27 protein-coding genes and 3 tRNA genes are annotated in these 25,108 nt (G+C 61.2%); 4 read left to right on the forward strand and 26 right to left on the reverse strand.

Translation table 11 applies throughout. The annotated features are described in order from the left end of the window. Positions 1-102: 102 nt before the first annotated feature. The 21 genes from OXR61_RS03600 to OXR61_RS03700 all read right to left on the reverse strand — a co-directional run bounded on the left by OXR61_RS03600 (position 103) and on the right by OXR61_RS03700 (position 18,917). On the reverse strand, positions 103-1,335 hold the full coding sequence (locus tag OXR61_RS03600; protein WP_267411267.1) for a beta-ketoacyl-ACP synthase: 1,233 nt from the start codon (positions 1,333-1,335) through the stop codon (positions 103-105). Then, complete coding sequence (locus tag OXR61_RS03605) at positions 1,335-2,066, reverse strand: 3-ketoacyl-ACP reductase FabG2 (RefSeq protein WP_021506453.1); 732 nt, start codon at positions 2,064-2,066, stop codon at positions 1,335-1,337. Before OXR61_RS03605 ends, OXR61_RS03600 begins: the two co-directional genes overlap by 1 nt. Beyond that, complete coding sequence (locus tag OXR61_RS03610; protein WP_021506454.1) at positions 2,066-2,539, reverse strand: hotdog family protein; 474 nt, start codon at positions 2,537-2,539, stop codon at positions 2,066-2,068. The genes OXR61_RS03605 and OXR61_RS03610 overlap by 1 nt, the downstream gene beginning before the upstream one ends. Further along, complete coding sequence (locus OXR61_RS03615) at positions 2,532-3,689, reverse strand: beta-ketoacyl-[acyl-carrier-protein] synthase family protein (protein WP_021506455.1); 1,158 nt, start codon at positions 3,687-3,689, stop codon at positions 2,532-2,534. The genes OXR61_RS03610 and OXR61_RS03615 overlap by 8 nt, the downstream gene beginning before the upstream one ends. Further along, complete coding sequence (locus OXR61_RS03620; protein ID WP_031279295.1) at positions 3,686-4,261, reverse strand: DUF3261 domain-containing protein; 576 nt, start codon at positions 4,259-4,261, stop codon at positions 3,686-3,688. Before OXR61_RS03620 ends, OXR61_RS03615 begins: the two co-directional genes overlap by 4 nt. After that, positions 4,258-6,579, reverse strand: coding sequence for an MMPL family transporter (locus OXR61_RS03625; protein ID WP_267410809.1), 2,322 nt, complete (start codon positions 6,577-6,579; stop codon positions 4,258-4,260). The genes OXR61_RS03620 and OXR61_RS03625 overlap by 4 nt, the downstream gene beginning before the upstream one ends. Further along, positions 6,545-7,156 carry an outer membrane lipoprotein carrier protein LolA gene (locus tag OXR61_RS03630; RefSeq protein ID WP_021508256.1) on the reverse strand — a complete coding sequence of 204 codons (612 nt, stop codon included), beginning with the start codon at positions 7,154-7,156 and terminating at the stop codon, positions 6,545-6,547. The genes OXR61_RS03625 and OXR61_RS03630 overlap by 35 nt, the downstream gene beginning before the upstream one ends. Beyond that, positions 7,153-7,569 carry a thioesterase family protein gene (locus OXR61_RS03635; RefSeq protein ID WP_021508257.1) on the reverse strand — a complete coding sequence of 139 codons (417 nt, stop codon included), beginning with the start codon at positions 7,567-7,569 and terminating at the stop codon, positions 7,153-7,155. Before OXR61_RS03635 ends, OXR61_RS03630 begins: the two co-directional genes overlap by 4 nt. Continuing rightward, positions 7,562-9,256, reverse strand: a complete 1,695-nt coding sequence (locus OXR61_RS03640; protein ID WP_021508258.1) for a glycosyltransferase family 2 protein — start codon at positions 9,254-9,256, stop codon at positions 7,562-7,564. The genes OXR61_RS03635 and OXR61_RS03640 overlap by 8 nt, the downstream gene beginning before the upstream one ends. Next, on the reverse strand, positions 9,250-9,597 hold the full coding sequence (locus tag OXR61_RS03645) for a hydroxymyristoyl-ACP dehydratase (protein WP_021508259.1): 348 nt from the start codon (positions 9,595-9,597) through the stop codon (positions 9,250-9,252). The genes OXR61_RS03640 and OXR61_RS03645 overlap by 7 nt, the downstream gene beginning before the upstream one ends. Further along, complete coding sequence (locus tag OXR61_RS03650) at positions 9,584-10,912, reverse strand: AMP-binding protein (protein ID WP_021508260.1); 1,329 nt, start codon at positions 10,910-10,912, stop codon at positions 9,584-9,586. The genes OXR61_RS03645 and OXR61_RS03650 overlap by 14 nt, the downstream gene beginning before the upstream one ends. Then, on the reverse strand, positions 10,909-11,469 hold the full coding sequence (locus OXR61_RS03655; RefSeq protein WP_021508261.1) for a hypothetical protein: 561 nt from the start codon (positions 11,467-11,469) through the stop codon (positions 10,909-10,911). Before OXR61_RS03655 ends, OXR61_RS03650 begins: the two co-directional genes overlap by 4 nt. A gap of 8 nt (positions 11,470-11,477) precedes the next feature. Next, on the reverse strand, positions 11,478-11,729 hold the full coding sequence (locus OXR61_RS03660; protein ID WP_021508262.1) for an acyl carrier protein: 252 nt from the start codon (positions 11,727-11,729) through the stop codon (positions 11,478-11,480). Between the two features lie 11 nt (positions 11,730-11,740). After that, positions 11,741-11,998, reverse strand: coding sequence for a phosphopantetheine-binding protein (locus OXR61_RS03665; RefSeq protein WP_021508263.1), 258 nt, complete (start codon positions 11,996-11,998; stop codon positions 11,741-11,743). A gap of 3 nt (positions 11,999-12,001) precedes the next feature. Then, the gene (locus OXR61_RS03670) at positions 12,002-12,802 is read right to left on the reverse strand and encodes a lysophospholipid acyltransferase family protein (protein ID WP_021508264.1); all 801 of its coding nucleotides are present in this window, start codon (positions 12,800-12,802) and stop codon (positions 12,002-12,004) included. Continuing rightward, positions 12,792-13,523, reverse strand: a complete 732-nt coding sequence (locus OXR61_RS03675) for a beta-ketoacyl synthase chain length factor (RefSeq protein WP_021508265.1) — start codon at positions 13,521-13,523, stop codon at positions 12,792-12,794. The genes OXR61_RS03670 and OXR61_RS03675 overlap by 11 nt, the downstream gene beginning before the upstream one ends. A 193-nt stretch (positions 13,524-13,716) precedes the next feature. Next, positions 13,717-14,109, reverse strand: a complete 393-nt coding sequence (locus OXR61_RS03680) for a hypothetical protein (protein ID WP_155519920.1) — start codon at positions 14,107-14,109, stop codon at positions 13,717-13,719. A gap of 233 nt (positions 14,110-14,342) precedes the next feature. Beyond that, complete coding sequence (locus OXR61_RS03685; RefSeq protein ID WP_021508267.1) at positions 14,343-15,713, reverse strand: efflux transporter outer membrane subunit; 1,371 nt, start codon at positions 15,711-15,713, stop codon at positions 14,343-14,345. Continuing rightward, positions 15,710-16,801, reverse strand: a complete 1,092-nt coding sequence (locus tag OXR61_RS03690) for an HlyD family secretion protein (protein WP_021508268.1) — start codon at positions 16,799-16,801, stop codon at positions 15,710-15,712. The genes OXR61_RS03685 and OXR61_RS03690 overlap by 4 nt, the downstream gene beginning before the upstream one ends. Beyond that, positions 16,798-18,483, reverse strand: coding sequence for an MFS transporter (locus OXR61_RS03695; RefSeq protein ID WP_021508269.1), 1,686 nt, complete (start codon positions 18,481-18,483; stop codon positions 16,798-16,800). Before OXR61_RS03695 ends, OXR61_RS03690 begins: the two co-directional genes overlap by 4 nt. 2 nt (positions 18,484-18,485) lie before the next feature. Continuing rightward, positions 18,486-18,917: a MarR family transcriptional regulator gene (locus OXR61_RS03700; RefSeq protein WP_031279841.1), complete on the reverse strand. Its 432-nt coding sequence runs from the start codon at positions 18,915-18,917 to the stop codon at positions 18,486-18,488. Positions 18,918-19,395: 478 nt separating this feature from the next. On the opposite strand from OXR61_RS03700, the gene OXR61_RS03705 reads away from it, so the two are divergent. Both OXR61_RS03705 and OXR61_RS03710 read left to right on the forward strand, forming a co-directional pair. Beyond that, complete coding sequence (locus OXR61_RS03705; RefSeq protein WP_021508271.1) at positions 19,396-19,653, forward strand: biofilm/acid-resistance regulator YmgB/AriR; 258 nt, start codon at positions 19,396-19,398, stop codon at positions 19,651-19,653. A 151-nt stretch (positions 19,654-19,804) separates the two neighbouring features. After that, positions 19,805-21,304, forward strand: coding sequence for a SulP family inorganic anion transporter (locus OXR61_RS03710; protein WP_021508272.1), 1,500 nt, complete (start codon positions 19,805-19,807; stop codon positions 21,302-21,304). Between the two features lie 41 nt (positions 21,305-21,345). On the opposite strand, the gene rclA is transcribed toward OXR61_RS03710, so the two are convergent. After that, positions 21,346-22,671 carry a reactive chlorine resistance oxidoreductase RclA gene (rclA, locus tag OXR61_RS03715; RefSeq protein ID WP_021508273.1) on the reverse strand — a complete coding sequence of 442 codons (1,326 nt, stop codon included), beginning with the start codon at positions 22,669-22,671 and terminating at the stop codon, positions 21,346-21,348. Positions 22,672-22,809: 138 nt separating this feature from the next. Between rclA and OXR61_RS03720 the strand changes: the two genes are divergently transcribed. Beyond that, positions 22,810-23,673 (forward strand): helix-turn-helix domain-containing protein, encoded by an 864-nt coding sequence (locus tag OXR61_RS03720; RefSeq protein ID WP_021508274.1) that lies wholly within the window; start codon positions 22,810-22,812, stop codon positions 23,671-23,673. Positions 23,674-23,783: 110 nt separating this feature from the next. Beyond that, entirely contained in the window at positions 23,784-23,954 is a 171-nt protein-coding gene (locus OXR61_RS03725) for a hypothetical protein (RefSeq protein WP_058759704.1), read from the forward strand. A gap of 112 nt (positions 23,955-24,066) precedes the next feature. On the opposite strand, the gene OXR61_RS03730 is transcribed toward OXR61_RS03725, so the two are convergent. The 4 genes from OXR61_RS03730 to pgsA form a co-directional block, all read right to left on the reverse strand. Beyond that, positions 24,067-24,152: transfer RNA gene (locus tag OXR61_RS03730), tRNA-Leu, on the reverse strand. 11 nt (positions 24,153-24,163) lie between these two features. Next, positions 24,164-24,237: transfer RNA gene (locus tag OXR61_RS03735), tRNA-Cys, on the reverse strand. Positions 24,238-24,280: 43 nt separating this feature from the next. After that, positions 24,281-24,356 (reverse strand) — tRNA-Gly (locus OXR61_RS03740). 151 nt (positions 24,357-24,507) lie between these two features. Beyond that, positions 24,508-25,056: a CDP-diacylglycerol--glycerol-3-phosphate 3-phosphatidyltransferase gene (pgsA, locus tag OXR61_RS03745; protein WP_021508275.1), complete on the reverse strand. Its 549-nt coding sequence runs from the start codon at positions 25,054-25,056 to the stop codon at positions 24,508-24,510. Positions 25,057-25,108: the final 52 nt, after the last annotated feature.

Raw genomic sequence — 25,108 nt, forward strand, 5'->3', positions numbered from 1 at the left:
CAGCTAAATGCAAGCGAAATCCGGCGGTGTGTTACCGCCAGAGGCATCATCGGGGAGGAAGATTCCCGCCGGACGACGGGAATAAAAGGTAAACAGAGAGACTCAGGCGTCGCGCCAGCGTTTAAACACCAGTGAGGTGTTGATACCGCCAAAAGCAAAGTTGTTTGACTGGACGTAATCGGTCTGTAGCTGCCGGGGCGCGCCAGTGATGTAATCCAGCTCACCGCATTCGGCGGCGGGCTGCGTCAGATTCAGCGTTGGCGCAAACCAGCCCTCACGCATCATCTCAATACTCATCCAGGCTTCCAGCGCCCCGCAGGCACCCAGCGTGTGACCGAAGTAGCTTTTCAGCGAAGAGATGGGCGTACGATTGCCAAAAATCGCTGCCGTCGCCTGGCTTTCAGCAATATCGCCGCGATCGGTGGCGGTACCGTGTGCGTTAATGTAACCAATCTGCGCTGCCGTCACCCCTGCGCTGTCCAGCGCGCGCTGAATACAAATCTGCATGGTTTCACGCTGCGGCTGAGTGATATGGGCCGCGTCACAGTTAGTGTGAAAACCGACCAGCTCCGCATAGATGGTCGCGCCGCGCGCCTGCGCATGTGCCAGCGATTCCAGAATCAGCGTGCCCGCCCCTTCGCCAATCACCAGACCGTCGCGCTGTTGATCGAACGGTGCCGGCGAGGTGTGCGGCGCGTCGTTACGCTGGCTGGTGGCAAACAGCGTATCGAACACGGCGGCTTCCGAGGGGCACAGCTCCTCTGCCCCGCCCGCGACCATCACGGTCTGATAGCCATGGCGAATGGCTTCCCACGCGTAGCCAATCGCCTGGCTGCCGGAAGTGCAGGCGCTGGACGTGGGGATCACGCGACCGCGCAGACCAAAAAACAGTCCGGCATTGACTGCCGTGGTGTGCGGCATCATCTGCACGTAGGTGGTGCCGGTGATGTTGTTGGTGTGCTTTTCCGTCAGCATGGTGGCAAACTCGCTCACCGGACCGGTGCTGCCGGTCGAAGACCCATAGGCGATACCGGTTTCACCACTGGTCAGCACCGGATGATCAATCAGGCCGGCCTGCTCCAGCGCCAGCTCGGTGGCACGCGTCGCCAGCAGTGAGACGCGGCCCATGGCGCGGATGCGTTTACGCGTATAGTGCGGCGGCAGCGTGAAGTCATCGACTGTCGCGCCCAGCAGCGTGTGCAGGCCATCATAGACTTGCCACTCCGGCATTTTACGTACCGCATTCTGGCCCTGTTTAATGCGCTGCGCCACCGCGCTCCAGCTCTCACCGAAAGCCGTGACGCCGCCCATACCGGTAACCACTACCCGCTGCATCACAACATCCCTCCGTTGATGGAAATCACCTGCCGCGTAACGTAGCCAGCGATATCCGACATCAGATAGCTGGCCAGGCCAGCGACTTCGTCTGCCGCGCCCATGCGTTTCATCGGAATGATTTTCAGCGCTTCGTCGATTACCTGCGGCTCAAGATCGGTCATGCCGGTATCGATCAAACCTGGCGCGATACAGTTAACGGTGATTTTGCGTTTCGCCAGTTCAATCGCCAGCGCTTTCGTGGCGCCGATGATACCGGCCTTGGCCGCGCTGTAGTTGACCTGCCCGCGGTTGCCCATCATACCGGATACCGAAGAGAGGGTAATGATGCGTCCGCCCTGGCGCAGGCCGATCATCGGCATGACGCAGGGATGAATCACGTTGTAGAAGCTGTCGAGGTTAGTGTGGATCACGCTGTCCCATTCGTCTTCGGTGAGCGCCGGAAAAGCACCGTCGCGGGTAATGCCCGCATTGCTGATCACACCATAATAAGCCCCGTGCGCGGCGATATCCTGCTCCAGCGCGTTACGCGTGGCTTCCCGCTGTGCCACGTCAAACTGCAGCGTGCGGCCGCGGCCGCCTGCGGCAACGATCTGCGCCAGCGTCTGCTGTGCACCGACTGCGTCGCGGTGGTAATGCACCACAATATCAAATCCGTCGGCGGCCAGACGTAAAGCCATGGCACGGCCAATACCTTTACTGGCCCCGGTTACTAATACGCTGCGGGTCATCACTCGGTTCCTTGTTGCGCTAATCGGGTTAATTCGTCGTCGTCGGGCTGGTAGGTGTTCAGTCGTCCGCTGGCCAGCAGGCTGGTGCCGCAGCGGATCTCGCCCTCAAAACTGCCCAGCTTGTCATCGCGCATCAGCAGGTGCATCTCAATCTGCAACGCACTGTGTGCCGCGAAGGTGGACGCACTGGCGCGATAGCCGCGCCCGCCCAGCAGCATGCCGGGGCGGATGTCACTGGCACCGCGCTGGCGGGCATGAAAGCCGGACCAGACGCCCACGGTCTGCGCCATAATCTCGACGCCAAACCACGCCGGCAGCTCGCCCTGCGGCGTGAGAAACGGTGCCAGCACGCCGTGCGGGCTCACCGTGACTGCACAGACAACACTGTCTGGCGTGACATCAAGCACGCGCTCAAGCAGCAGCAGCGGCGCACGGTGCGGCAGGTAATCGCCCACCGGCAAAAAATCATTCATGCGAAGATCCTACAATCAGGCAGGTATTGTTCCCGCCAAAGGCAAATGAGTTGGAGGCAATCACCGGGCGCGCCAGCGGCTGTGTCACCGTCAGCAGTCCACAGGCTGGCAGCGTACTATCCTGCGTCGCGTGCGAAAAATCCTGCGGCGGCAGCGACAACTGTTGCTGGATAATCAGGGCCGCCAGCGCGGCTTCGGTGGCGCCTGCTGCGCCCAGCGTGTGGCCGGTGAGGTGCTTGGTGGAACTGCACGGCACGGCATCGCCAAACAGGCGGTGAATCACCGCCGCTTCAACCTGATCGTTGAGCGGCGTGGCGGTACCATGCAGATTGATATAGCCCACCTCGTGCGGCTGCAAACCGGCCTGCTGCAGCGCCATGCGCATGGCGGCTTCCGCGCCCACGCCCTGCGGATGCGGCGCTGACATGTGCCAGGCATCTGACGATTCACCGCAACCCAGCAGCGCCAGCGGCTGCGGCTCGCGCGTCAGCAGCAGCAGCGCCGCCGCTTCGCCAATCGAAATTCCGTCGCGTCCGGCGCTGAACGGTGCGCAGTGATGTTCCGACAGCGAATCGAGGCTGGCAAAGCCGTTAATCGGCATGCGGCTGAGCGAGTCCGCACCGCCCACCAGCGCTACGTCGGCCAGACCGGCAGCAATCAGCCGCGCCCCGCTGATGATGGCGCGCGCGCTGGAGGAGCAGGCAGTAGAAATCGTGTACGCCGGGCCATCCAGCTGCAGATAGTGCGCCAGAAAGCGCGACGGATCGCCCAGTTCCTGCATCCGGTAGTCATAACCGGCATGGCCGCCGTCCGTCTGCCGATCGCCCTCATCCACGCCGGAAGTACTGGTGCCCAGCACGATGGCCACGCGGGCGCGACCATAGCGCGTAATCGCCTCATCCAGCGCCGGCTGACACTGCTGCAGCGCCGCCAGCAGTAAACGATTGTTGCGCGTATCATGCGCCGCCAGTTCAGCCGGTACCGGCGGCAGCGCGCCTGGCACTTCACCCAGCCAGCAGCGCTTGCCCTGCGCTAACCAGCCGTCACGCAGCTGCATGCCGGGCGCTGTGCCCTGCTGTAGCTGGGCGGCAATCTGCGCCAGGCTGCTGCCCAGCGCATTAACCATGCCAAAAGCCGAAAGGTAAATCATGAGGACGCGTCCAGATGCTGGATGTGAATCTGATAGCCAAAGGCGCGCTGATCGACGCTGATCGGCTCACGCTGCGCACCGCGCTGCAGATAATGAATCTGGCTGATCAGCTGGCCGGAGGCATCGCGCAATTCGCGCCGGTCGCCCACATCGCGCAGCGTCCAGCCGGACGGCAATTGCGGCTGCCACGCGCTGACCGGCCAGTAGCTCAGCATAATATCGGCCAGCACCTGGCTGGCTGGCGGCAGGTCGGGCAGCGCCATCATCTGCTGGGTATGAATCCCCTGTTGATCGTAAGTGACGCGGAATAGCCGGATGCCAAGCGACGACAGCCCGGCCAGCGAGATCTGCTGCGCATCCGCGCTGAGCAGCACCAGCAATGACTGGGTTTTACCCTTCACGCGCCCGGTCAGCAACTGCTGCTGCTGAAAGCCGGGCGAGATGCCCGGTGCCGGCAGCGTGACGCGCACGCCGGGTTTGAGCCAGGCCGTGGGCCGGCTGGACTCGTCATGGTGAGACGCACACCCGCTCAGCAGCAGGCTGAGCGCCAGCAGTAACGCACCCATTCTCATCGTGATTTCCTTTTTCCGCCCGCCAGCGCCAGCGGCGCCAGTAAAAATGCACAAAAAATTCCGCTGCACAGCACAGTACCAAAGCTGCTGATGGCGCTGGTGCTGCTGAATACCAGCATGCCCAGCGTCAGCAGCGTGGTCATCATCGCCAGCGTCACCGCCAGCATCGACGTCAGCGGCGTGCCGCGCGGATTACTGAAAAACAGCGTGTAATTGATGCCAATGCCCAGCACCAGAATCAGCGCCAGCAGCGCAAACAGATTCAGACTGGCACCCAGCCAGCCGAGCGTGGCCAGCGCGGCCGCCAGCGACAGCCATGACGGCAGCGCGCTGCGCAGCCCGGCTTTGAGGCCAAGGCGCAGGGTGTAACTGACGGTGATCAGCAGCAGCGCCAGCGCCAGCAGGCCGCTTAGCAGCGTGCGCCAGAAGCCAAACAGCTCATCGTAACGGGCCTTGCGATCGACCCAGCTCACGCCTGCTTGCCCTGTCGCCAGCTTTTGCAGCGCGGCACTGTTCTGCACGCCGCTCACCGGGACCAGCACGCTGCTGCGTCCGTCAGGCAGCGACAGCCACAGCAGCCGCCAGCCTTCACTCAGCGGACTCGCCAGCCACGCCTGCACGCAGACCGGCATCGGCTGCAGACTGGCCTGCGCCGGACGAATACCGGCCTGTTGCAGACGCGCCATGATGGTCGGGGCCGCCTGCTGTAACAGCGCGACATCCTGTTGCTGCTGTTCCAGCGTGCTGAGCGGCAGCAGGCGATAGCTTGCCAGCCAGCCCTGCTGCTGCGCGCGCTGCAGTTCGGGCGCCAGCGCATTAAGCCGCTGCAACACCTGCTGCTCGTTATCACCCCAAACCACAAACCAGGTTTGATCGGCCTGTTGCCCGGTGAGCTGCGCCAGCTGGCGATCCTGCGCCAGCAGCTGCGCCGGCGCGCTCTGCAGATGAGCAATATTATCGTCGACGCGCAGCTGTAAGATGCCGCTCAGCGCGTAAAGGGCTACCAGCAGCAGTAACCCGACGCGCAGCCCGCGCTGGCGGCGCCACGCGGCCAGCCAGCGCGCCAGCCACACCATCGCCGGCACCGGTCGCACCGGCAGGCCGCGCACCAGCCACGGATAGAAACAGATCACCGTCAGGCACGAGGCGCCCAGGCCGCTGGCGGCAAATACCGCCAGCTGGCGCAGCCCGGGAAACGGTGCCAGCAGCATCAGCAGCCAGGCGATCGCCGTGGTGCCCAGCGCCAGCAGCAGCGTACCGCGCACTTTATGCAGACTCTGCCACGGTGTGGCGTGCTCACCGTGCACCATGCGTTCCGTCAGGTAGTACAGCGTATAATCGGCCGAGATGCCGACAATACTGAGACTCATCACCAGCGTGGTGAGATGCAGCTCACCAAAAAACAGCAGCGTGAACACGGTGCCGGCCATCGCCCCGATGGCTACCGACAGCACGCTCAGTGCCAGCGGCCGCAGTGAGCGAAACACCAGCCACACCAGCAGCAGCAAACCGCCCAGCGTCACGCTGCCCAGCGTGGCAACATCATGCTGCGCGCGCTGGCTGGCATCGTCGCTGAACAGCGCCGTGCCGCGCGTCAGCAGCTGCGCCTGCGGCCAGCGCTGTTTCAACTGCTGCTCAAGCTGATGCAGCGCGCTGACCAGCTGATGGCTCTGCGCCATGCTGAAGGCGTTATGTACCAGTTCGCCGTGCAGAAAATACCAGCGGCGCTGCTGCGCATCGCTGACCGTCAGCCAGCCGTTGTGCAGCACCATTTTGCTGGCGTTCTGCTGCAGCGCCAGCTGCGCGCCACGTACCAGCAGCAGCGGGTCACCGGCAAGCTCTTTGCTGCTCACCCCGGCAAACGCCGAAAACAGCTGCGCCAGAATCCAGTCGGCCTGCGCGCCGCCGCCGTGCTGCAGTCGCGCACGCGTCAGCGGATCGATCAGCCCGTTGCGATGCTGATAAGCAAAGCTTCCCCAGCGCTGCAGCTGATCATCATCCAGCGCGCCGCTGACCTCACTGAGCATCGGCAGTGCCCGGAGCTGCGCCTGCCACCACGCGGCGGCGGCGTCACCGTCCGCACCGGGCGCACTCACCAGCCACACCAGCTGGCGGTCGAGCCGCTGCATAAACCCCTGCTGAATCTCTGCCGGCGCCTGGCCAAGATTCTGCTGCGGCAGCAGAGCCAGCACGCTGCTGTTAATGTGGCTGCGCGGCAGTAACCAGGCCAGCGCCAGCATCAGCAGCAGACAGACGGCCAGCCACGCGCGCGCGGCAAAAATCTCACTGCGCTGCGGCAAAACGGGCTCGCTCTTCATCAGTCAGTTGGCCGGGCTGCGTACGGGTATCGCTCAGAGTGATTTCCGTTTTATCGCCCTGGCGGTCATCCAGCGTAATGCGGTTGAGATACGCCGCGCCCTGCAGATCGATGCGGTTGAAGATCTTATTCAGCGGTGCCGCTTTCGGCGTCAGGCTCAGCTGCCAGCCGTCGCCACCGTTATCACGGAAATTGAGCTCAAAATTCTCGCGCAGTACCTGCTCATCCGCCTGGAACAGCGCGCGCAGCAGATGGTTAAACTGGAACATCTGCGGATTGCTGTCTGCGGTGATCACCTGCGGCGGCTGGCCGCTCAAGCTTTGCACCATGCGGTGATCATCCAGAATCAGCGTCATCGGGAACGGTGTCGCCTGGTGCCACCACAGCCCCTGCTGCTGAGCAATCAACAGCTGGCCGCGCGACACCAGCGGCTGTGCCATGCCAGCGATGCTGCGCACCTGAACAAAGCTGGCGCGAATCACCGGCTGGCTGGCAAAGCGCTGCTGTAGCTGTTCCAGCGTCACCGCGCTGGCGCTGGCGCTGAGCAGCGTCAGCAGCAGGCAGACCAGACGAATCATGATGAAACCCCCAAACGCTGCAGCAGAATATCTGGCGAGACAAAGCACATCTCCTGCGTGCTGGCGCTGACCGCCACCTGCAGCGTGTGCGCTTTGGTGGTCACCTGCCCGGCAGCGTTACGGATGACATAATCGATGCGCAGCCGGTTCTCATATTCGCTGATGCTGGCTTCAACACGAATGGCCTCTTCACAGCGCAGCGGCAGGCGGTATTTAACCCGGGTATCGACCACCGGCCAGACGTAGCCGCTGGCGCTCATCTCTGCATAGCTGTAGTTGATGCTGCGCAGCAGCGCTTCACGCGCCACTTCGAAGTAGCGGAAATAGTTGCCGTGCCACACCACGCCCATCGGATCGCAGTCATGAAACGAGACCACCCGTTCAATCTCCGCGCGCCAGCTTGCGTCACGCATCGCGTTGCTCCTCTTCGGGCAGAGCCCAGAAATCGTAAAAGTTAAACCAGTCCAGCGGTGCCAGCAGGGCATGATGCTGCAGGCGCGCAGCGTAGCGATCGACCGCCACCTGCAGCGCCTGCTGTCGCCCATTGCGCGGCAGCGGTAAAGGATCGGCAAAGGCCTCGCAGTGCACGCGCAGTTTGCCCTGCTGGCGCAGCGCGAACATCAGCAGCACCGGACAGCGCAGCGCCGCCGCCAGCACAAACGGTCCCTGCGGGAACGGTGCCGGTTGGCCCATGAATTCACTCCACACCACGCGCCGTTCGCCGCCGCGCTGACGCTGCACGGCGGTGCGGTCGCCAACAATGGCCACCCACTCACCGGCATCCAGCTTTTGCTGCAGTAAAATTGCGGTGTCCGGGCCGATATCACTGACCGGCAGCAGATTGACGCCCGCCTGCGGCGCAATGCTCTCCAGCACTGCGCGGAAGCGCTGGGCGTTGTCGGTGAACACCAGCGCGTTGATCACCAGACCGCTGACCTGCTTCGCCATCGCCCGGCAGGCTTCGATATCGCCCAGATGCGAGGCGAGAATCAGCTGACCTTTGCCTTCAGCGGCGCGAATCACCGTTTCCGCACCGGGCGCGAAGTCGATATCGCGTCCCCATTGCAGGTCACCGCGCCAGCTGGCGACTTTATCCAGCATGCTGTTGCCAAAACGCAGGAAGTGGCGATAGCTGCTGAGCGGCCGCGGCAGCGCAATCTGCTGTTGATGCGCCACGGCCTGTACGCGCGTCAGCCACTGCTGCGACGCCGCCCGCGCCGCGCGACCGCTGAGCCAGTACACCGCCACCACCGGCCACAGCAGCAGAATAAACGGCAGGCGGCCGGCACGCTGGTACAGCCACAGCATAAAGCGCAGCCCCCACTGGCCGCGGCGCTCTGGCGTCGCTGCCCAGTGCGCCTGCTGACGCCGGCGGGATAGCAGCTGCGGGATGCGTGGCAGCATGCCAAAGAACAGGCGGGTGTGCATCCACGAGATACGCAGGTTGTCATGCAGCGCGTCAAAGTGTGAGACGCCGCTCGGCGGATAGGTCACGCGCGTGCGGATAAACCGGCTCGGCGTGCCCTGCCAGTAGAGGCGCACCATGATCTCGGTGTCAAAATCCATGCGCTGGCCAATAGCGCGGCGATCGCACAGCTCAAGCGATGCTGCCAGCGGATAGACGCGGAAACCGCACATGCTGTCTTTCAGCGAGAACGACAGCGTTTCCACCCATACCCAGAAATGGGTGATGTAGCGTCCATAGAGCCGGGATTTCGGGATTGAGGCATCGTACTGCGGCTGGCCGGAGATCAGGCAGTGCGGATAGCGTTCAGCCTCTGCCAGCATGCGCGGTGTGTCCTCCACCTGATGCTGTCCGTCGGCGTCCAGCTGCAGCGCATGACTAAAGCCCGCGGCTGCGGCGGCGCGCAGTCCGGCAATCACCGCCGCTCCCTTACCCTGGTTGTGCGGCAGGGTCAGCACCCGGAGCTGCGGCGCATCCAGCGCAGCGATGTGCTGTTTGGTCCGGGCATCGCTGCCGTCGTCGACCACGATCACCGGCAGGTTGAACGGGGCCAGCCGCGCCAGCACCGACGCCAGCATGGCACCGTGGTTGTAGCAGGGAATCAGCACGCAGGGCGCAAAAGAGGCACTCAGCACAGGCGAATCTTCCCGCTGCTGGCGACCTCAGCCTGCGCACCGCGCAGCAGCGCGTAGCGAAAACTCAGCAGCGACTTTTCCGGCAGCCACTGCAACTGCAGCTCCAGCTGCGCATCCGGCGGCACCGGCTGCTGGAATTTGATGTTTTCAATTGAGGCAAAGCTCTTACCCGGCGCGAGGCGCGTCAGGCCGTAGTGCAGCACCCAGTCAAGCTGCGCCACTCCCGGCAGAATCGGCAGCGTCGGGAAGTGGCCGCGAAACCACAGCAGGTCGGCAGCCACCAGCAGGCGCAGGGTGAGCGTGCCATCCTGCTGTTGCGCGTCTAATTCAACCGGTAACATCAAACAGCTCCTCTATCTGCGGCCATGCGCGTTTGCTCTGCGCGGTGACCGGAATCGCCGTCACCACCCGCCAGTAGCGCGGCATGGCGACCGGCTCCAGCCAGGGTTGCAGCGCGCGTTTCCATTGTTGTTTACGCTGGTGCAGCGTGGCGGCGTCTGGCAGCTGCGGCAGCGCCAGCACCACCGCAATGGCATGGCGGCCGTGACGCTGAATCGCCAGCGCGGCGGCATCTTCCACTCCAGGCAGCGCCAGCAGGCGACGCTCTACTTCGCTCAGCGACACGCGCTTGTCTTCAATTTTCACCACCCGATCCTGGCGCCCTGCCAGCTGAAACCGGCCCGACGGCTGCTGCACGATACGGTCGTCCAGCGCACAGCCCGCGCGACTCTCCAGCAGATCGGAGAAGACCTGCCAGCGCTGCGGCGCGATCTCGCGCAGCGAGACGTGGGGGAAACACTGCCACAGCGCAGCGTCATCGCTGGCCCGGCGCCACGCGATCACCCCGGTTTCGGTACTGCCATAAATTTCATCCACTGCGCAGTCCAGCGTTTGCTGCGCGCGTTGCGCATCCGCGCCCGGCAGCGCGCCGCCCGCGGAGACAATCAGTGCACAGGGCGGCGCCACCAGCGCCGTGTCCAGCCGACGCAAAAACGCCGGGCTGCTGATAAAGGCGTAGCGGCGATCGGCACGCTGATCCGCCAGTTGCTCACCATAAAAAATTTGCTGCGCGGCGAACGGCAGGCCGAGCGCCATCGGCAGAATAATGCGAAAACTCAGGCCATACAGATGCTGATGGCTTACCGAGGCAATGACGTGACACGCCTGCAGACGCGTGCCCCACAGATCGGCCAGCCACTGAGCTTCCAGATCCATGGCGCGCAGTGATTTGACCACGCGACGCGGCGTTCCGGTTGAGCCGGAGGTGAACAGCACCAGACTCGCCTGCGCCGCCATCTCTGGCAGCGCGCCCTGCGCCAGCGCGCCGTCCCAGCGTAGCTGTGGCAGGGTGACCGCCAGCGGCATATCGCTGATCACGCCATCAAGACTGTCGTGCATCTCTCCCAGCTGCGCTGCGCGGCAGTGGCCAGGGATGACCGGCGTTTTACCGGCGTACCAGCTCGCCAGCAGCGCCACAGTAAAGTGGTAACTGTTGTCAAAGCACAGCGCCCAGCGTGCGCCAGGCTGCGCCTGTAGCTGATGGGTTAAGCCCAGCACCTGCTGCCGCATCTGCGCCAGCGTATGCTGCTGTTGTCCCTGCCAGGCGACGAGACGATCGGCGCCGTGCAGCCAGTCGCGAATCGCCAAGGCCTTCATGCATGTTTCCTCATGCGCTGACGCAGCAGCCATTCGCCGCCCATCAGCGCGCCCATCAGCACATAGCTGATGCACCCGTTCCAGAGTGTCCATAGCCGGATATGACTCAGCAGGCAGGTGGTCAGTGCCACGCTGCCGTTGAAAATAAAAAACCCGCACCACACCTGCGTCACGCGTCGGGTATAACGGACGGCACGCGGCGGCAGCTGAGGTTCACGCAGGCGCGCCAGGCGCTCTACCAGCGGCATCGGACTGAACAGCGACGCGGCGAACAGCAGAAGCAACAGGCCATTCACCACCACCGGATACCACAGCAGCAGATGCTGCGCCCGTAACACGATACTGGCGAGAGACAGCAGGCAGCCGATCAGCGCCAGCAGCAACAGCGTGCGGTTCAGCGCGCCCTGCGCCTGACGCAGGCTCCAGATGCGCGCCGCAAACACCAGCGCCAGCAGCACCAGCACGCCGCGCCACTGCGGGTGAGTCAGCGCCAGCCATACCAGCAATGGCCAGGCGATCAGCGCCAGCGCGTTCAGCAGCTGCAACAGCCTGTGCATGGCGTTTATCAGGCCTGGTCGCGCATCAGCTGGTCGACGGCGTCAACCACGTCCTGTACGGTGCGCACCGCGCGGAAGGCTTCTGGCTTGATCTTACGCCCGGTGCGTTTTTGCAGATGCACCACCATGTCAACCGCATCAATACTGTCGAGTTCGAGATCTTCATACAGGCGAGCGTCCGGGCGAATCTCGTCCGGATCAATTTCGAACAGCGTAGTCAGCAGCGTCGCCACTTCCTGGTAAATATCTTGTTTATTCATGTCGACGGTTCTCAGGCTTGCTGTTGTTCAACAAAAGCGGCCAGTGTGGCCACGGAAAAAAAGTGCGCCCGCAGCGTTTCGCTCTCGGCGGAGAGCTGCACGCCGAAGCGGTTTTTTACCGCCAGTCCCAGCTCCAGCGCATCGATCGAGTCGAGCCCCAGCCCTTCGCCAAACAGCGGTGCATCGCTATCGATATCATCCGGACTGATATCTTCCAGATTCAGCGTGTCGATAATCATGGTTTTAATGTCGTCAATCAGTGCTTGCATAACTTACTTTGTCTCTTCAGGCACCAGCGCCTGTTGCAGATAACGCGTCAAACGGCGCGCGGCCAGCGGCTGCGCATCCTCATCCGCTTCGTGAAAGGCGTGGCTGGCAATACGCGATTGTACGCGTACCGTAAAAACCGGTTTAACCAGCGGAATCTGATACCAGCGGCTTTGCTTGTCGAGCATACGCTGGGTACAGGTGATATGAATCACGCGCAGATCGCATCCGGCGCGCACCGCAATATTTGCCGCACCGCGCTGCAGTTGCAGCGGCTGGCCGTAGCGGGTGCGCGTCCCTTCGGGGAAAATCAGAATGGTATCGCCGCGTGCCAGCCGCTGCTGGCTATCCGGCAGTAGCGTCTCCGCCTCGCTGTTGATCAGGTAATCGGCTGATTTAATAACGCCGCGGAAGAAAATGTTGTGCTGCAGGTCGGCCTTCACCAGGCAATCCATCTCGGGTAACAGCGAGGCGATCATCACGTAATCGATCAGCGACGGATGGTTAGCGACAATCAGGCAGCCACGATCCTGACGCAGCGCTTCTGCGCCCAGCATCTGATAGTCATACACGCCGACAAAACGGCAGAAGCGCAGAAAGCAGCGAAAGCTCCATGCAATGCTGCGGCGCGCGATCTGCCGCCGGCGCAGACCGTCACGCTGAATCAGCAGCAGCAGGTTGAACCAGATCAGCGACAGCAACAGACCGCCAATGCTGAACAGGCTAAAGCAAAGCGCGGTCATCACCAGCCGCCAGTAATAGTTGCCACCGCGCCGCTGGCGCATCGGCATAGCGTTATCCGCCATGAGCACGCTCCCAGCGCCACTGATGACGCTCGCCGGTCAGGGTGAAATCCGCCGTCTCGCTCAGCATTGCATGCAGAAACTGCAGGCTCTGCGGCAGCGCATCGGGCTGAGAGCGGGCGGCGGTCGCCGTACAGCGCCACGCTTCGCCGGCGCGCAGCAGCAGCGCAACCGCGTAGGGTGCATTGAAGGTATCGATCTCCGGTAGCCACGGACGGTAGTAGTCGGGCACCAGCCCGTCAAAATCCACCAGCAGCACCTGCTGGTAACCGGCCTGATGCAGCGTGGTAACCTCAAGCAGGCCCTGCTGGAAGCTGTCGATGCCAGCAGAAACTGACGATGACACTAACGGCTGACGTGCGGCGATGGTCAGGCTGCCGACCGCCGAGTTGTGCACCGACATCGCGAAGTCGGTGGGGGATAGCGGCTGGCCGTCCGCGAGCGTACGCAGAATACGCAGATTGCGTTCCAGTTCGCCATGACGGCTGGTAAACACCACGGCGTCAACCGACTGTCGGGCCAGCAGCGCAAGGCCGCACTCAACGGCGGCACGGCTGCCGGGGCTGAGACGACGGGCAGTCATCATCGGTAAAAACTGAGGTTTGGCGATAGCCAGGCAGGCATCCAGTACCGGCGCGTGTTGCGCCCAGCGCTGCCAGTCGTCGGCGCTGCTGTGGCCCGGCGCGATGGCATGCCAGTCAACAAGGGAGTAAGCGAGTTTCATACCTGCATTCTTTCTTCAGCCTCAGGGATGGTCAGATTTTCGCTGCGCGGCATCCCTTCCCTGCTCTCTATTCCAGTCATCCGCCTCACGCGGATGTCGCCGAGTTCTCAGGCGAACATCGGGTCCGCCTGTTTCTATTTCGGCAGCGTGCCGGCTAACTTTACGATTAACTGTTAGCGGCGCGCGTGATGACTTATTTTACCGCCTGCACCGCCAGACGGGTCTGGATGCCCTGGTTCAGGTTCTGAATCCAGCGGTTGTAGTTACGGTGAATCTGGCCACTGCCTGCTTTCAGATTGGTGCTACTGACGTAATCAATGCGGTAGCTGTTAGCAGTATAGGTAATACGGATATTCGCCGTGTGACCGCGTTCTGCCAGCAGACCATTCATCACGCCCGGACCCGCCGGTGAGATCACCCAGTGATTGGCCGCGCCAGCTTCCACGATAGCGCGCTGCATCTGCTGATCGCTGTAGCTCTGTGCGACCGTCTGGCTGACGTTCTGGATCGGTGCCGTGCGCGATGCACAGCCGGTGATTAATACCGCTGCAACCAACAGTATCAGCGTGGCTTTTTTATTCATCATTTCCTTTTCTTCCCCTGTCATGGCAAGCCGCGCAACCACGCGGCCGTGCAGGCAATAACCCCTGCATAGTTCCGTTCAGACTGTGTAAAGCGCCGCGGATAATACCACTAATTGTAAAGACAAGTAAAAAAAAGCATGAACCACTTAAGTTCGGGCTGGTGCTGTTGTGAAAGCGGGGTGAACGGGCTTTAGACGTCATTTTTGACCGCAGCCAGGCGGCTGCGGCGTGATGATCAACCCTGCCAGCCGCCACCAAGTGCGCGGTAGAGATCGATTTGCGCCAGCAGCAGCGTGTTTTTCACCGCCACAATATTCAGCTGGGTGCTGAACAGCGTGCGCTGCGCATCAAGCTCATCGAGATAGGAAGCATAGCCATTCTGATAACGGTTGCGCGCAATCCGCCACGCCTCGGCAACGTAGCGTTCCTGCGCCTGCAGTTCCGTCAGCTGCTGCTGGCTGCGCGTGATGGCATCCAGTGCGTTATCCACCTCGGCAAAGGCGTTGCGCACCACCCTTTCGTAGCCGTACAGCGCCTGGTTGCGCGACGCCATCGCCACATCCACCTGCGCGGTCAGGGCTTCGCGGTTGAGCAGCGGTGCCAGCACGCTGCCGCCGATGCTCCACAGGCGGAACGGATTATCCAGCAGATCGTGTAGCTGGCTGCTCTGCAGCGTGCCGGACGCCGTCAGGTTGAGCGATGGCAGCAGCTGTGCCTGTGCCGCCGCCAGTGACGCGTCGCTCGCCAGCAGCAGGCGCTGCGCCTGGACTATGTCAGGCCGGCGATTCAGCAGCTGCGACGGCAGCAGCGCCGGCAGTGCGTGGGGTCGCAGCTGGTCGAACTGGCTGCTGCGCGCGATCTGGCGCGGATTCATGCCAACCAGAATGCTGAGCGCGTTCTCCTGCTGGGCGATCTGATGCTGCAGCTGCGGAATTTGCGCTTTCGCTGTCTGATACTCCGACGCCGCCTGCATCCATTCCAGCCGCGAGGTATAGCCGGTTTCGAACTGACGCTGCGCCAGGTTCAGCGAGTTCTGCCGCGTTTCCAGCGTGGCCTCGGTGACGCGCAGCTGCTCGTCGAGCGCGCACAGGCTGAGGTAACCGGACGCGACCGAACTGGCCACCGTCAGCTCGGCTGCCGAGGCCGCCGCACGCTGCGCCGCCAGCGTGGCTTCCGCCGCGCGGATGCTGTTGCTGCGGCTGCCCCATAAGTCGACCTCATAATTCGCCTGCAGCAGTCCCTGAAATACCGCACTTTCGTACGGCTGACCGGTCGCCGCTGACAGCGCACGCTGATGGGTTGCCGCCACGCCCGCCGACAGCGTGGGGAAGTTGTCGCCCTGCGCAGCGCGCAGCTCGGCGCGATACTGATCAACGCGCGACCGGGCAATGAGAATATCGCTGTTGTGCTGCAGCGCCTGGTTCACCAGCCAGTTGAGGCGATCATCACCAAAGCTGCGCCACCACTGCGCTTCCGGCGCGGCGGCGGGCCCGACCTGCTGACGCCAGTTGGGCGGAATCGGCAGCGACGACGGCGCCTGCTCCACTTCGCGGGCGCAGCCGGTCAGCAGCAGCGCGATGAGCACCGCGAGTAACGGCCGCTTCATAACGCATCCCGGTGTGGTTCGGCGGCGGTATCAATGTCGACTTCCACCGACATCCCCGGCCGCAGCTGCTGCAGTTCGTCACCAAGAATTTTGATGCGCACCGGAATGCGCTGGGCGATTTTCACGAAGTTACCGGTGGCGTTATCTGGCGAGATGGCGCTGAACTCAGATCCGGCGGCGGGCGAGATAAACTCAACGCGGCCGTCAAAGCGCTTGCCGTCCAGCGCATCAACGCGGATCGACACTGGCAGGCCGGGGCGCACGCGCGCCAGCTGGGTTTCCTTCAGGTTGGCAATCACCCATTTATTATCCGGCACCACCGAGGTCAGCCGCGTGCCGGCAGTAACATACGTGCCTTTGCGCACCGACAGCTGACCGAGCTGGCCGCTGTCCGGCGCGATAATGCGCGTGTTGTCCAGATCGATATTGGCCAGCTCCAGTGCCGCCTGCGCGCTGGCTACGTCACCGGCCAGCGCCGCGCGGTTGACGATGGTGGTTTGCAGATTCTGCTGCGAGACCGCCACCTGCGCCGCCGCCTGACGCAGTTGGGCCTGAGCCTGCGCATTGGCTGCGCGCGCGGCGTCACGCTCGCGTACCGACAGCGAGCCATCCGCCGCCAGATTTTCCACCCGCTTCAAATCCAGACTGCTTTTCAGCGCCTGCGCTTTGGCATTCTCCAGTGCGGCTTTATTGCTGGCGATAGTGGCCTCCGCACTCTTCTGCTGCTGCTGGTTGTTATTCTGCGCGGCGATCTTCATCGCCAGCTGTGCCTGCGCCTGATGCACGCGCTGGCGATAGATACGATCGTCAATGGTCATCAGCAGCTGTCCTTTGCGCACCGGCTGCAGATCCACCACCTCAACGTTCGTCAGGTAGCCGCTGACCTGCGGGCTGATAAAGGTCACCTGGCCGCGCACGTAGGCGTTTTCCGTTGACTGGATGGTGCTGGTAAAGGGCCACAGCTGCCAGGCGTATAAAATCACCAGCACGCCCACGATGGCGATGCCGCTCCCGGCGGCGATAGAGAGAATGCGTCGGCGGTTGGTGCGCTCGCGCTCCGCAGCCTGTAGATCGTCCTGTTGACTCATGGGGTCTCCGTTCGGTTTGCTGGCGCAGCCTGCTGCTGTTGCTCAGTCAGATTATGTCGCGCCTGGCGCCAGTTGAGATAACGCAGCCGCGTCAGGCGCCACAGCACCCACATCAGCGTTACCATTGCCAGCGCGGCAGTCAGTAAATAGGTATCGTTATAAGCCAGCACGTTGGCCTGCAGCGTGGCCACGGTTTGCAGCTGACTGCTGCTCTGCGCGCTGAGCAGGCCGCTGTCCGCCAGCTGGCTGCGAAACAGCGCGCTGTACTGGCTGAGGCGATCCACCACATTGGGATCGAGCAGCGACAACTGATCGCCCAGCAGGCTGGAGTGATATTTTTCACGCCACGTCTGGAAGGTGCCGAGAATGGCGGAGCCAATCAGCCCGCCAAGATTCTGGCTCATGCCAAACAGCACGACAAAACTCACCAGATTTTTCGGCTGAGTCACCACGCCGCCGATGCCAAGCAGCATCGCTGGCCCAAGGAAAAAAGCACTGCTGAAACCGAGCAGAAACTGGCTGAAGTAGAGATTGCTGGCGCGCGTCAGCGGGCTGGATTGCGCATCCATCAGCGAGGCGACAATCATTACGGCCAGCGAGACCACGATTGGCCAGCTCAGATGGTTGGGTTTAATGGTCAGCGCGCTGGCAATCATGCCGCAGATCACGCCCGCAATGATCGCCAGCGCCAGCCCGCGCATCTGATCGTTGAGCAGGCCCAGCTGCTGCAGAAAGCCCACCGCGCCGGTATTCTGCTCGGCCAGCACGATGCGCATCATGATCATCACGATGCCGAGCCGCACGATCATGCCATTGCTCAGCCAGCGGGTGTTAATCAGCGGGTTAGCGCGGTTATGCTCCAGCACCACCGCCGCGACAATCAGCACCAGCGCCAGCGCCAGACAGACACCAAGCCAGGGGGTGCTGAACCACCACTCAATGCGCCCGAGTGACAGCACGCCACACAATAACGCCATGCCCGGTGCCAGCAGCATAAAGGTGACGAAATCGAGCTTTTCGAACGCTTTGATACGGTCGCCCGGCGGCAGCTTGACCACCAGCACGCAGCCCAGCGCAATCATCGCCAGGCCCAGCTCAAACAGATAGAGGCCGCGCCACTCCTCCAGCTGCAGCAGCTCGCTGGAGAACAGCCGCGCCAGCGGAATCGCCAGCTGTGAGGCGGTGATACCAATCACCAGCGCTTTGAGACGGTGCTTCGCCGGCCAGGCCTGGATCTGATAATAGATGCCCAGCGAGCTGAGCGCCGCGCCCACCATGCCGTGTGCGGTACGCACGATAATCGCCGAGCTGAGATCGTTAGCGAGGATGTGAAAAAACGCCACGATGACGTACAGCACCAGAAAAGCTTCGGTAAACAGCCGCAGACCAAACTGCTGGCGGAACTTCACCAGCAACAGATTAATGGAGATATTGCCCATCACGTAGACCGCCGGCAGCCAGGCGATTTCGTTGCTGTACGCGGCGAAGGTGCCCTGCAGATTGGTGAGGTTGGCGGTCACCAGCGCATTACTCAGCGCACCGGTAATGGAGATCAGCAGGCCGATCAGGCCAAACGCGATGCGTTTCGATGGCACATGCAGCGGTGTCGAGGGCGATCCCGGCAGCATCGGCTTTTCGTGCGGCAGCCATTCGCGGGGGGCGTACGGGTTACGTTTCGCCACGGCTATACGTTTCCTAAGCGTTCAAGCAGCTGCTGCAACACGTTTTCGGTCACTGCCAGCGCGGCGGGATCGATATCGGCCAGCAACTGGGCGCGCAGCGCATCCGCCTGCGTTTTTACCGTAGCGAACGCCTCGTTGCCCTGCTCGGTTAACACCAGCAGGCGCTTGCGACGATCTTCCTTTGGCTGCACCCGTGCCAGCAGCTGCTGTTTCACCAGCCGATCGACTAGCGGCACCACACTGGCTTCCTCCAGCCCCAATAGCTGTGCCAGCGCCTTTTGCGTCGGCGGTTCACTGGCGGTCGCTACGCCGGCAATTGCCAGCCAGCTACTCATACTCAAACCGCTCTCTTTCAGGCGGCGATCAACCGCCAGCCGCCAAGCATGGGCAGTAAGATGCAACAGACGGGAGAACGGTTGTGGATGGTCAGTCAAAGCGTAGCGGCCTAATGGTTAGAGTTCTAACTAAATGGGAGGGTTATTATAAGCTAAGCGACGTGCGAATGAAAAGTTTGCTTACATCAGCAAATTTAGTCGTGCTGCGCGCAGATTACCAGTTTCACTTAAGTCGCAAAAAGGCCCGATCAGGTCGTGTGTACAGCTTGCCTGTATAACTTTTTCCGGCAAAATACCCTATAATATTGAGTAAATTAGCCTGATAAGCACGAAATGCACAAGCCACCGCTTGTACAGATTAGGGGTTACTGTATAACTTTAGCCGCCATGAATCGGTTAACGATTCGGTAACGAATGATGCAGTTGCGTCGCCTCTGAAGGTGTTGTGGATTTCCACCTTCAGAGGTGTCTTTTTGTGTTGGGTGGTGAGTCAGGTTTTTCGCGCCTGTCCGCGCGGAAATATTTCTTCCTGGTTGTGCTGGCCGCTGGGCCATCAGCCAATCTTAAGGGCTTACACATGCAAAATGCCGTCAATAGCAGCGATGCCATCGCTGACAATTTCAAACAGGCCGTTAACAGTGAAACCAATGAGATGGAAGTCTTAGGCCATCTGATTGCTGAAATCCTGCACAGCGGTATGCCGGTGACCAATAAGGCCATTATTGCCGCCCTGATTGGCCGGCTGGAGCAGGAAGCCGATGTCGTCCAGCTGGATGTCTACCGTCACCTGCTGGAACTGGTGGTTCATCAGACTCCGGATGATTTTTCGCTGTAGCCGCAGCGGATTCCAGGGATGGAATCAACCTTATCGCCCCGTTTTACTGGCGCCTCGCGTCATCCCCCGGTAACATCGCCCGCGTTAACTTTTCCACTAAATATTGCTATGCCGTGACGGCATGCGCATCCAATAAAAGAGCCTGCAACAGATGAGTCAAACTGCCGATCGCCCCGCTGCTACAGCGAGCGACATCACGGTCGCACGTGTGCTGCGTTCACCTTCTCTTTTCACCCGCGAGTGCCTGGCCGGGGTGATTACCGCCCTGGCGCTGATACCGGAAGTGATTTCGTTCTCCGTGATTGCCGGCGTCGACCCTAAAGTCAGCCTTGTCGCTTCGGTGGTGCTGTGCCTGACGCTGTCGATTCTGGGAGGACGGCCAGCGATGGTCACCGCGGCGGCCGGTTCCGTCGCGCTGGTGATCGGACCGATGGTGCACGCGCATGGCGTGGAGTACATTCTGCCGGCGGTAATCCTCGGCGGTATGATTCAAATCATTTTCGGCCTTGCCGGGCTGTCGCGCATGATGCGCTATATTCCGCGCTCGGTGATGATCGGCTTCGTTAACGCGCTGGGCATACTGATTTTCTTTGCGCAGGTGCCGCACGTCTGGGGCCAGTCGGGTCTGGTGTGGCTGCTGTTCGCCGCCACGCTGGCCATCGTGCTGCTGCTGCCCAAAGTGCTTAAAAGCGTGCCTTCGCCGCTGGTGGCTATCGTGGCTGTCACCGCTGTCGCGCTGCTGCTGGGCTATCGCGTGCCCAACGTCGGCGATGAAGGGCCAATGCGCGCCGGCCTGCCGGATTTCAATACCCTGCTGGTGCCGCTTAATCTGCAGACGCTACAGATTGTCTGGCCCACCGCGCTGTCGGTCGCCTTCGTCGGCCTGATGGAATCCCTGCTGACCGCCAAACTGGTGGATGACATGACCGATACGCCTTCCGGCAAGCGGCGTGAATCCTGGGCGCTGGGCGTCGGCAATATTCTGGCAGGCTTTTACGGCGGTATCGCCGGCTGCGCGATGATCGGCCAGACCATTGTCAACGTTGAGCTGGGCAAGGCGCGTACCCGGGTGTCCACCGTGGCCGCAGCGCTGGTGCTGCTGTTGCTGGTCACCGGTCTGAGCCAAATCATGGCGCAGATTCCGATGGTGGTGCTGGCGGGCATTATGATGGTGGTCGCGGTAAAAACCGTGAACTGGCACAGCCTGCAGCCGGCCACGCTGAAACGCATGCCGTGGTCGGAAACGCTGGTGATGGTGCTGACCGTCGCCGTCACGGTGTGGACCGGTAACCTCGCGCTTGGCGTGCTGGTGGGCGTGATGCTGGCCATGATGCTGTTTGCCCGCCGCATCGCTCACGTGATCCACGCCGAACGTCAGCTGAGTGACGATGGCCAGCAGGTGCACTACACGGTGCGCGGCCCGCTGTTTTTCGCCAGCAGCAACGATCTGTTTGAGCATTTTGACTACGGCCACGATCCGCAGCGCGTCACCATCGATTTGACCCACGCGCAGATTTGGGATGCCTCCAGCGTGGCGGCGCTCGACGCTATTGAGTACCGCTACCAGCGGCACGGCGCCAGCGTCACCTTCACCGGCCTGGATAACCGCAGCAGCGATTTCCGCGATCGCCTGAGCGGCAATCTCGGCTAAATCTGCAATCGGGACGCCCGGTGCGGGCGTCCTGTTCGGCATTATTTCACCAGGGCAAACAGATCATTGAGCGATTCGCTCATGGTTGGGTGGGTAAAAATCTGGTCACGCAGCACGCTATACGGCAGCCCGGCATCCATCACCGTTTTTACAATGTTAATGACTTCATGCGAGTCCGCTGCCAGCAGCGCCACGCCGAGAATCTGCTGGCTGCCATTATCAACCACGGCTTTCAGCATGCCACGGGTGTCGTCAACAACGCGCGCACGCGGAATCGCGGCGACCGGCAGTGTCACCACCTGAATATCCCGCCCCTGCGCGCGCGCCTGCGCTTCAGTCAAACCAATCCGTGATAACACAGGCGTCATAAACACGGAATACGGGATGTTAACGCGATCTTCGGTGGTGCGCGTGCCCTTACCCAGCAACTGATCGTAAACGATGCGGAAATCATCAAGCGAAATATAGGTAAACTGTGGTCCGCCGGTAACATCACCCAGCGCCCAGATATGATCCACAGAGGTTTTAAGCTGTTTATCGACGCGCACCGCGCCGCGCGCATCGATCACCACCCCCGCGTTTTCCAGTTTCAGTGCCTTCGTCGCCGGGCGACGGCCCGTGGCGACCAGCAGCACATCGACTTCACGATCGCCCTGTGCGGTATGCAGCGTCACGCTGTCGCGACCGCTGGTTACACGCTGTAATGCAGTGTTGAGCTCGAGCTTAACGCCCTGCTCCTGCAGGATCCTGGCTATCGACGCACTGATATCATCATCTTCCCGCGCCAGAAATTGCGGTGCACTTTCAAACAACGTCACTTCGCTACCAAAACCGGCAAACATGGAAGCAAACTCAACGCCAATATAACCGCCGCCGAGGATCCCCAGCCGCTGCGGCAGTTGCGTTAAATTCAGGATACCGCTGCTGTCAACCACGCGCGGTCCGGGAACTAAGCCTTCCAGCACAGGAAACACCGCTTCAGCACCGCTATTGATAAAAATTCGCTCAGCATGAATCTGGCTGACCTGCTGTGAGGAGGTGATTTTCAGCGTGTGGGCATCCACAAATTCCGCCTCACCATCAATGATATCGACCTGCGCAATGGCGGCCAGGTTGAGGTAATTCTTCTCACGCAATAATTCTACTACTGCCGCTTTGCGCTGCATGGCATCGCTGAAACTGGCATGATGTTGCACATCGTGTACCAGTGCTTTCGTTGGGATACAGCCAACATTAATGCAGGTGCCACCATACATTGCGCGGGATTTATCGATGATCGCGACGCGCCAGCCGGCGCGACCCAGAGCCGCCGCCAGCGTTTTACCTGCTTTACCAAATCCGATGATTGCTGCCTGATAATGGTTCATGATGTTCTCCATGAGCGTCAAAAGTAGTCATCACCCAAAGCTTACGGTTTGCTGCCGTGCCGTATTTCGCCGCAACGCTGGTATTTTTGTCTTTGCGTCTGAATCAAGCGGGCAGTTCAGGGAAAAGGGAAAAAACAAATGGATCCATTGAGTCAACTGCTGCTGCTGCATAACCCGCAGGGCAGCATAGATAAGAACTGCGTGCTGAGCGGTGAGTGGCAACTGCCGCACAGCGCCGGGCACCTGTGCGCAGTGCGCTGGCATACGGTCACAGGCGGCCCGGTCATGCTGGATATGCCCGTCACTGCGGGTGTCGAACTCACCGCTGGCAGCGTCATATTTCTGCCGCAAAACGCCGCGCATCGTATTTATCAGCGCCATATTCAGCCAACCCAACTGGTATGCGGCCTGCTGGAACTGCCCGCGTCGGCGCATGCTTTCCTCACCGCCCTGCCCGAAGTGCTAATGCTGGCCCCCGAACCCACAAGCAGCGATGGGCGCTGGCTGGCTGCGGTGCTGCCGTTCATCACCCAGAGTGCTGATGCACTGCCAGCTGCTGGTGATGCCGCACTTCGCAGCCAGCAGATTGGCAGCCTGTTCACACTGGCGGTGCGTCATGGGCTCTCAACTCACGCAGCGCACCCTGGCTTACTCTCCGTGGCTCTGCATCCACGTCTTGGCCCTTTAATCACCCAACTGTGCGCCGCGCCGGAAAGGCCGTGGACGGTAGAAGCCATGGCTCAGCAAGTGTTTATGTCCCGCGCCTCCTTCGCGCTGCTGTTCCGCCAGCTCAGCGCTACCACGCCGCTGGCCGTGCTCACCGCCCTTCGTCTGCAGCTGGCCGCTCAGCGACTGGCGCGCGAAACAGCCCCGTTAATCAACATCGCTCTGGCCGTCGGCTACGCCAGCGAATCATCCTTTCACAAAGCGTTTGTCCGTGAGTTTGGCTGCACACCGGGAGAATACCGACGTCGCGTTGAAACGCTGGCGGAGGACCGCTAAGAGTAAAGAAGAAAACTGTAAGCGCTTCGCTTGCGTAAAGGCGGATTCGTGGCTTTGCTTATTTCTCAGTGCGTTAACGATTACGCGGTTCGTAACAGGAGGAGAGCAGGATGAGTGGTTTGATGAAGGCAGCCTTAGCGGCAATGACATTGGTTACCCTGGCCGGCTGTATGCAACACAGCGATGCGGTGGGCAGTGACGGACGTCCACATGCGCCCAGCAAGCAATCAGTACCTGGCGCCAGTGAAGGCGAAGGCCCGGTCGGGCAGCCACAGGATTGAGATTAGCGGGACAGAAGTTATGTCCCGTTTTTATTTTTCAGGCACAAAAAAACCGCCCTTGGGCGGTCACGACATTGCTACTTATTGCTTTGATTTTATTCGGTATTAAATATGGTGCCCGGGGCGGGACTTGAACCCGCACGACCATAAGCCGAGGGATTTTAAATCCCTTGTGTCTACCGATTTCACCACCCGGGCAGGGTGTAAACTGGAGGCGCGTCCCGGAGTCGAACCGAGGTGGACGGATTTGCAATCCGCTGCATGGCCACTCTGCCAACGCGCCTTTTAATCTGAGGTGCAAGCCGTCTGCGACGTATTGCAATATCTGGAGCGGGAAACGAGACTCGAACTCGCGACCCCGACCTTGGCAAGGTCGTGCTCTACCAACTGAGCTATTCCCGCATTTGCTTATGCTTCACCGAACTTGCTGATTTTATTCAGCTTCTTGCAGCCTTGCTGCCGTTCGATGCGATGCATTCTACTTATCTGACGCAACGAGTCAATAGAATTATCCACACACTGCGTCCGTTTGCTGCTTTTTAAATCGCATCGATCAGCTATCGAGCAAATCGCCGCGTGCTGCGCTTAAATACTGGAACATTGACCAGAAAGTCAGCACCGCTGCTATGTACAACGCCACCACGCCAACGCCTACTACGGTCGCGTCCGGACGCCACAGCAGCGCCACCAGCGACAGCATCTGCGCCGTGGTCTTCACTTTGCCAATCCACGATACCGCCACGCTGCTGCGCTTGCCAATCTCCGCCATCCACTCACGTAAGGCCGAGATGATGATTTCACGCGCGATCATGGTGGCGGCCGGCAGCGTGATCCACCAGGCGTGGAAATACTCGGCGACCAGCACCAGCGCCATCGCCACCATCACTTTGTCAGCGACCGGATCGAGAAAGGCACCAAAACGCGTTGTCTGCTTCCAGCGACGCGCGAGGAAGCCATCAAACCAGTCAGTGACCGCAGCAATGACAAACAGCAGCGCCGTCGCGAAGGGAGCCCAGTGAAATGGCAGATAGAACGCCAGCACGAAGAACGGGATCAGAACAACTCGAAACAGGGTAAGACACGTCGGAATGTTAAATTGCATATGCCAGTAACTGTCTGGTGTGAGTAGGATTTAACGTATGTTCCTACATTGC

Origin of the sequence: Pantoea sp. GM_Pan_4 (genome assembly GCF_026541005.1) — a bacterium.
Lineage (GTDB): Bacteria > Pseudomonadota > Gammaproteobacteria > Enterobacterales > Enterobacteriaceae > Pantoea > Pantoea dispersa.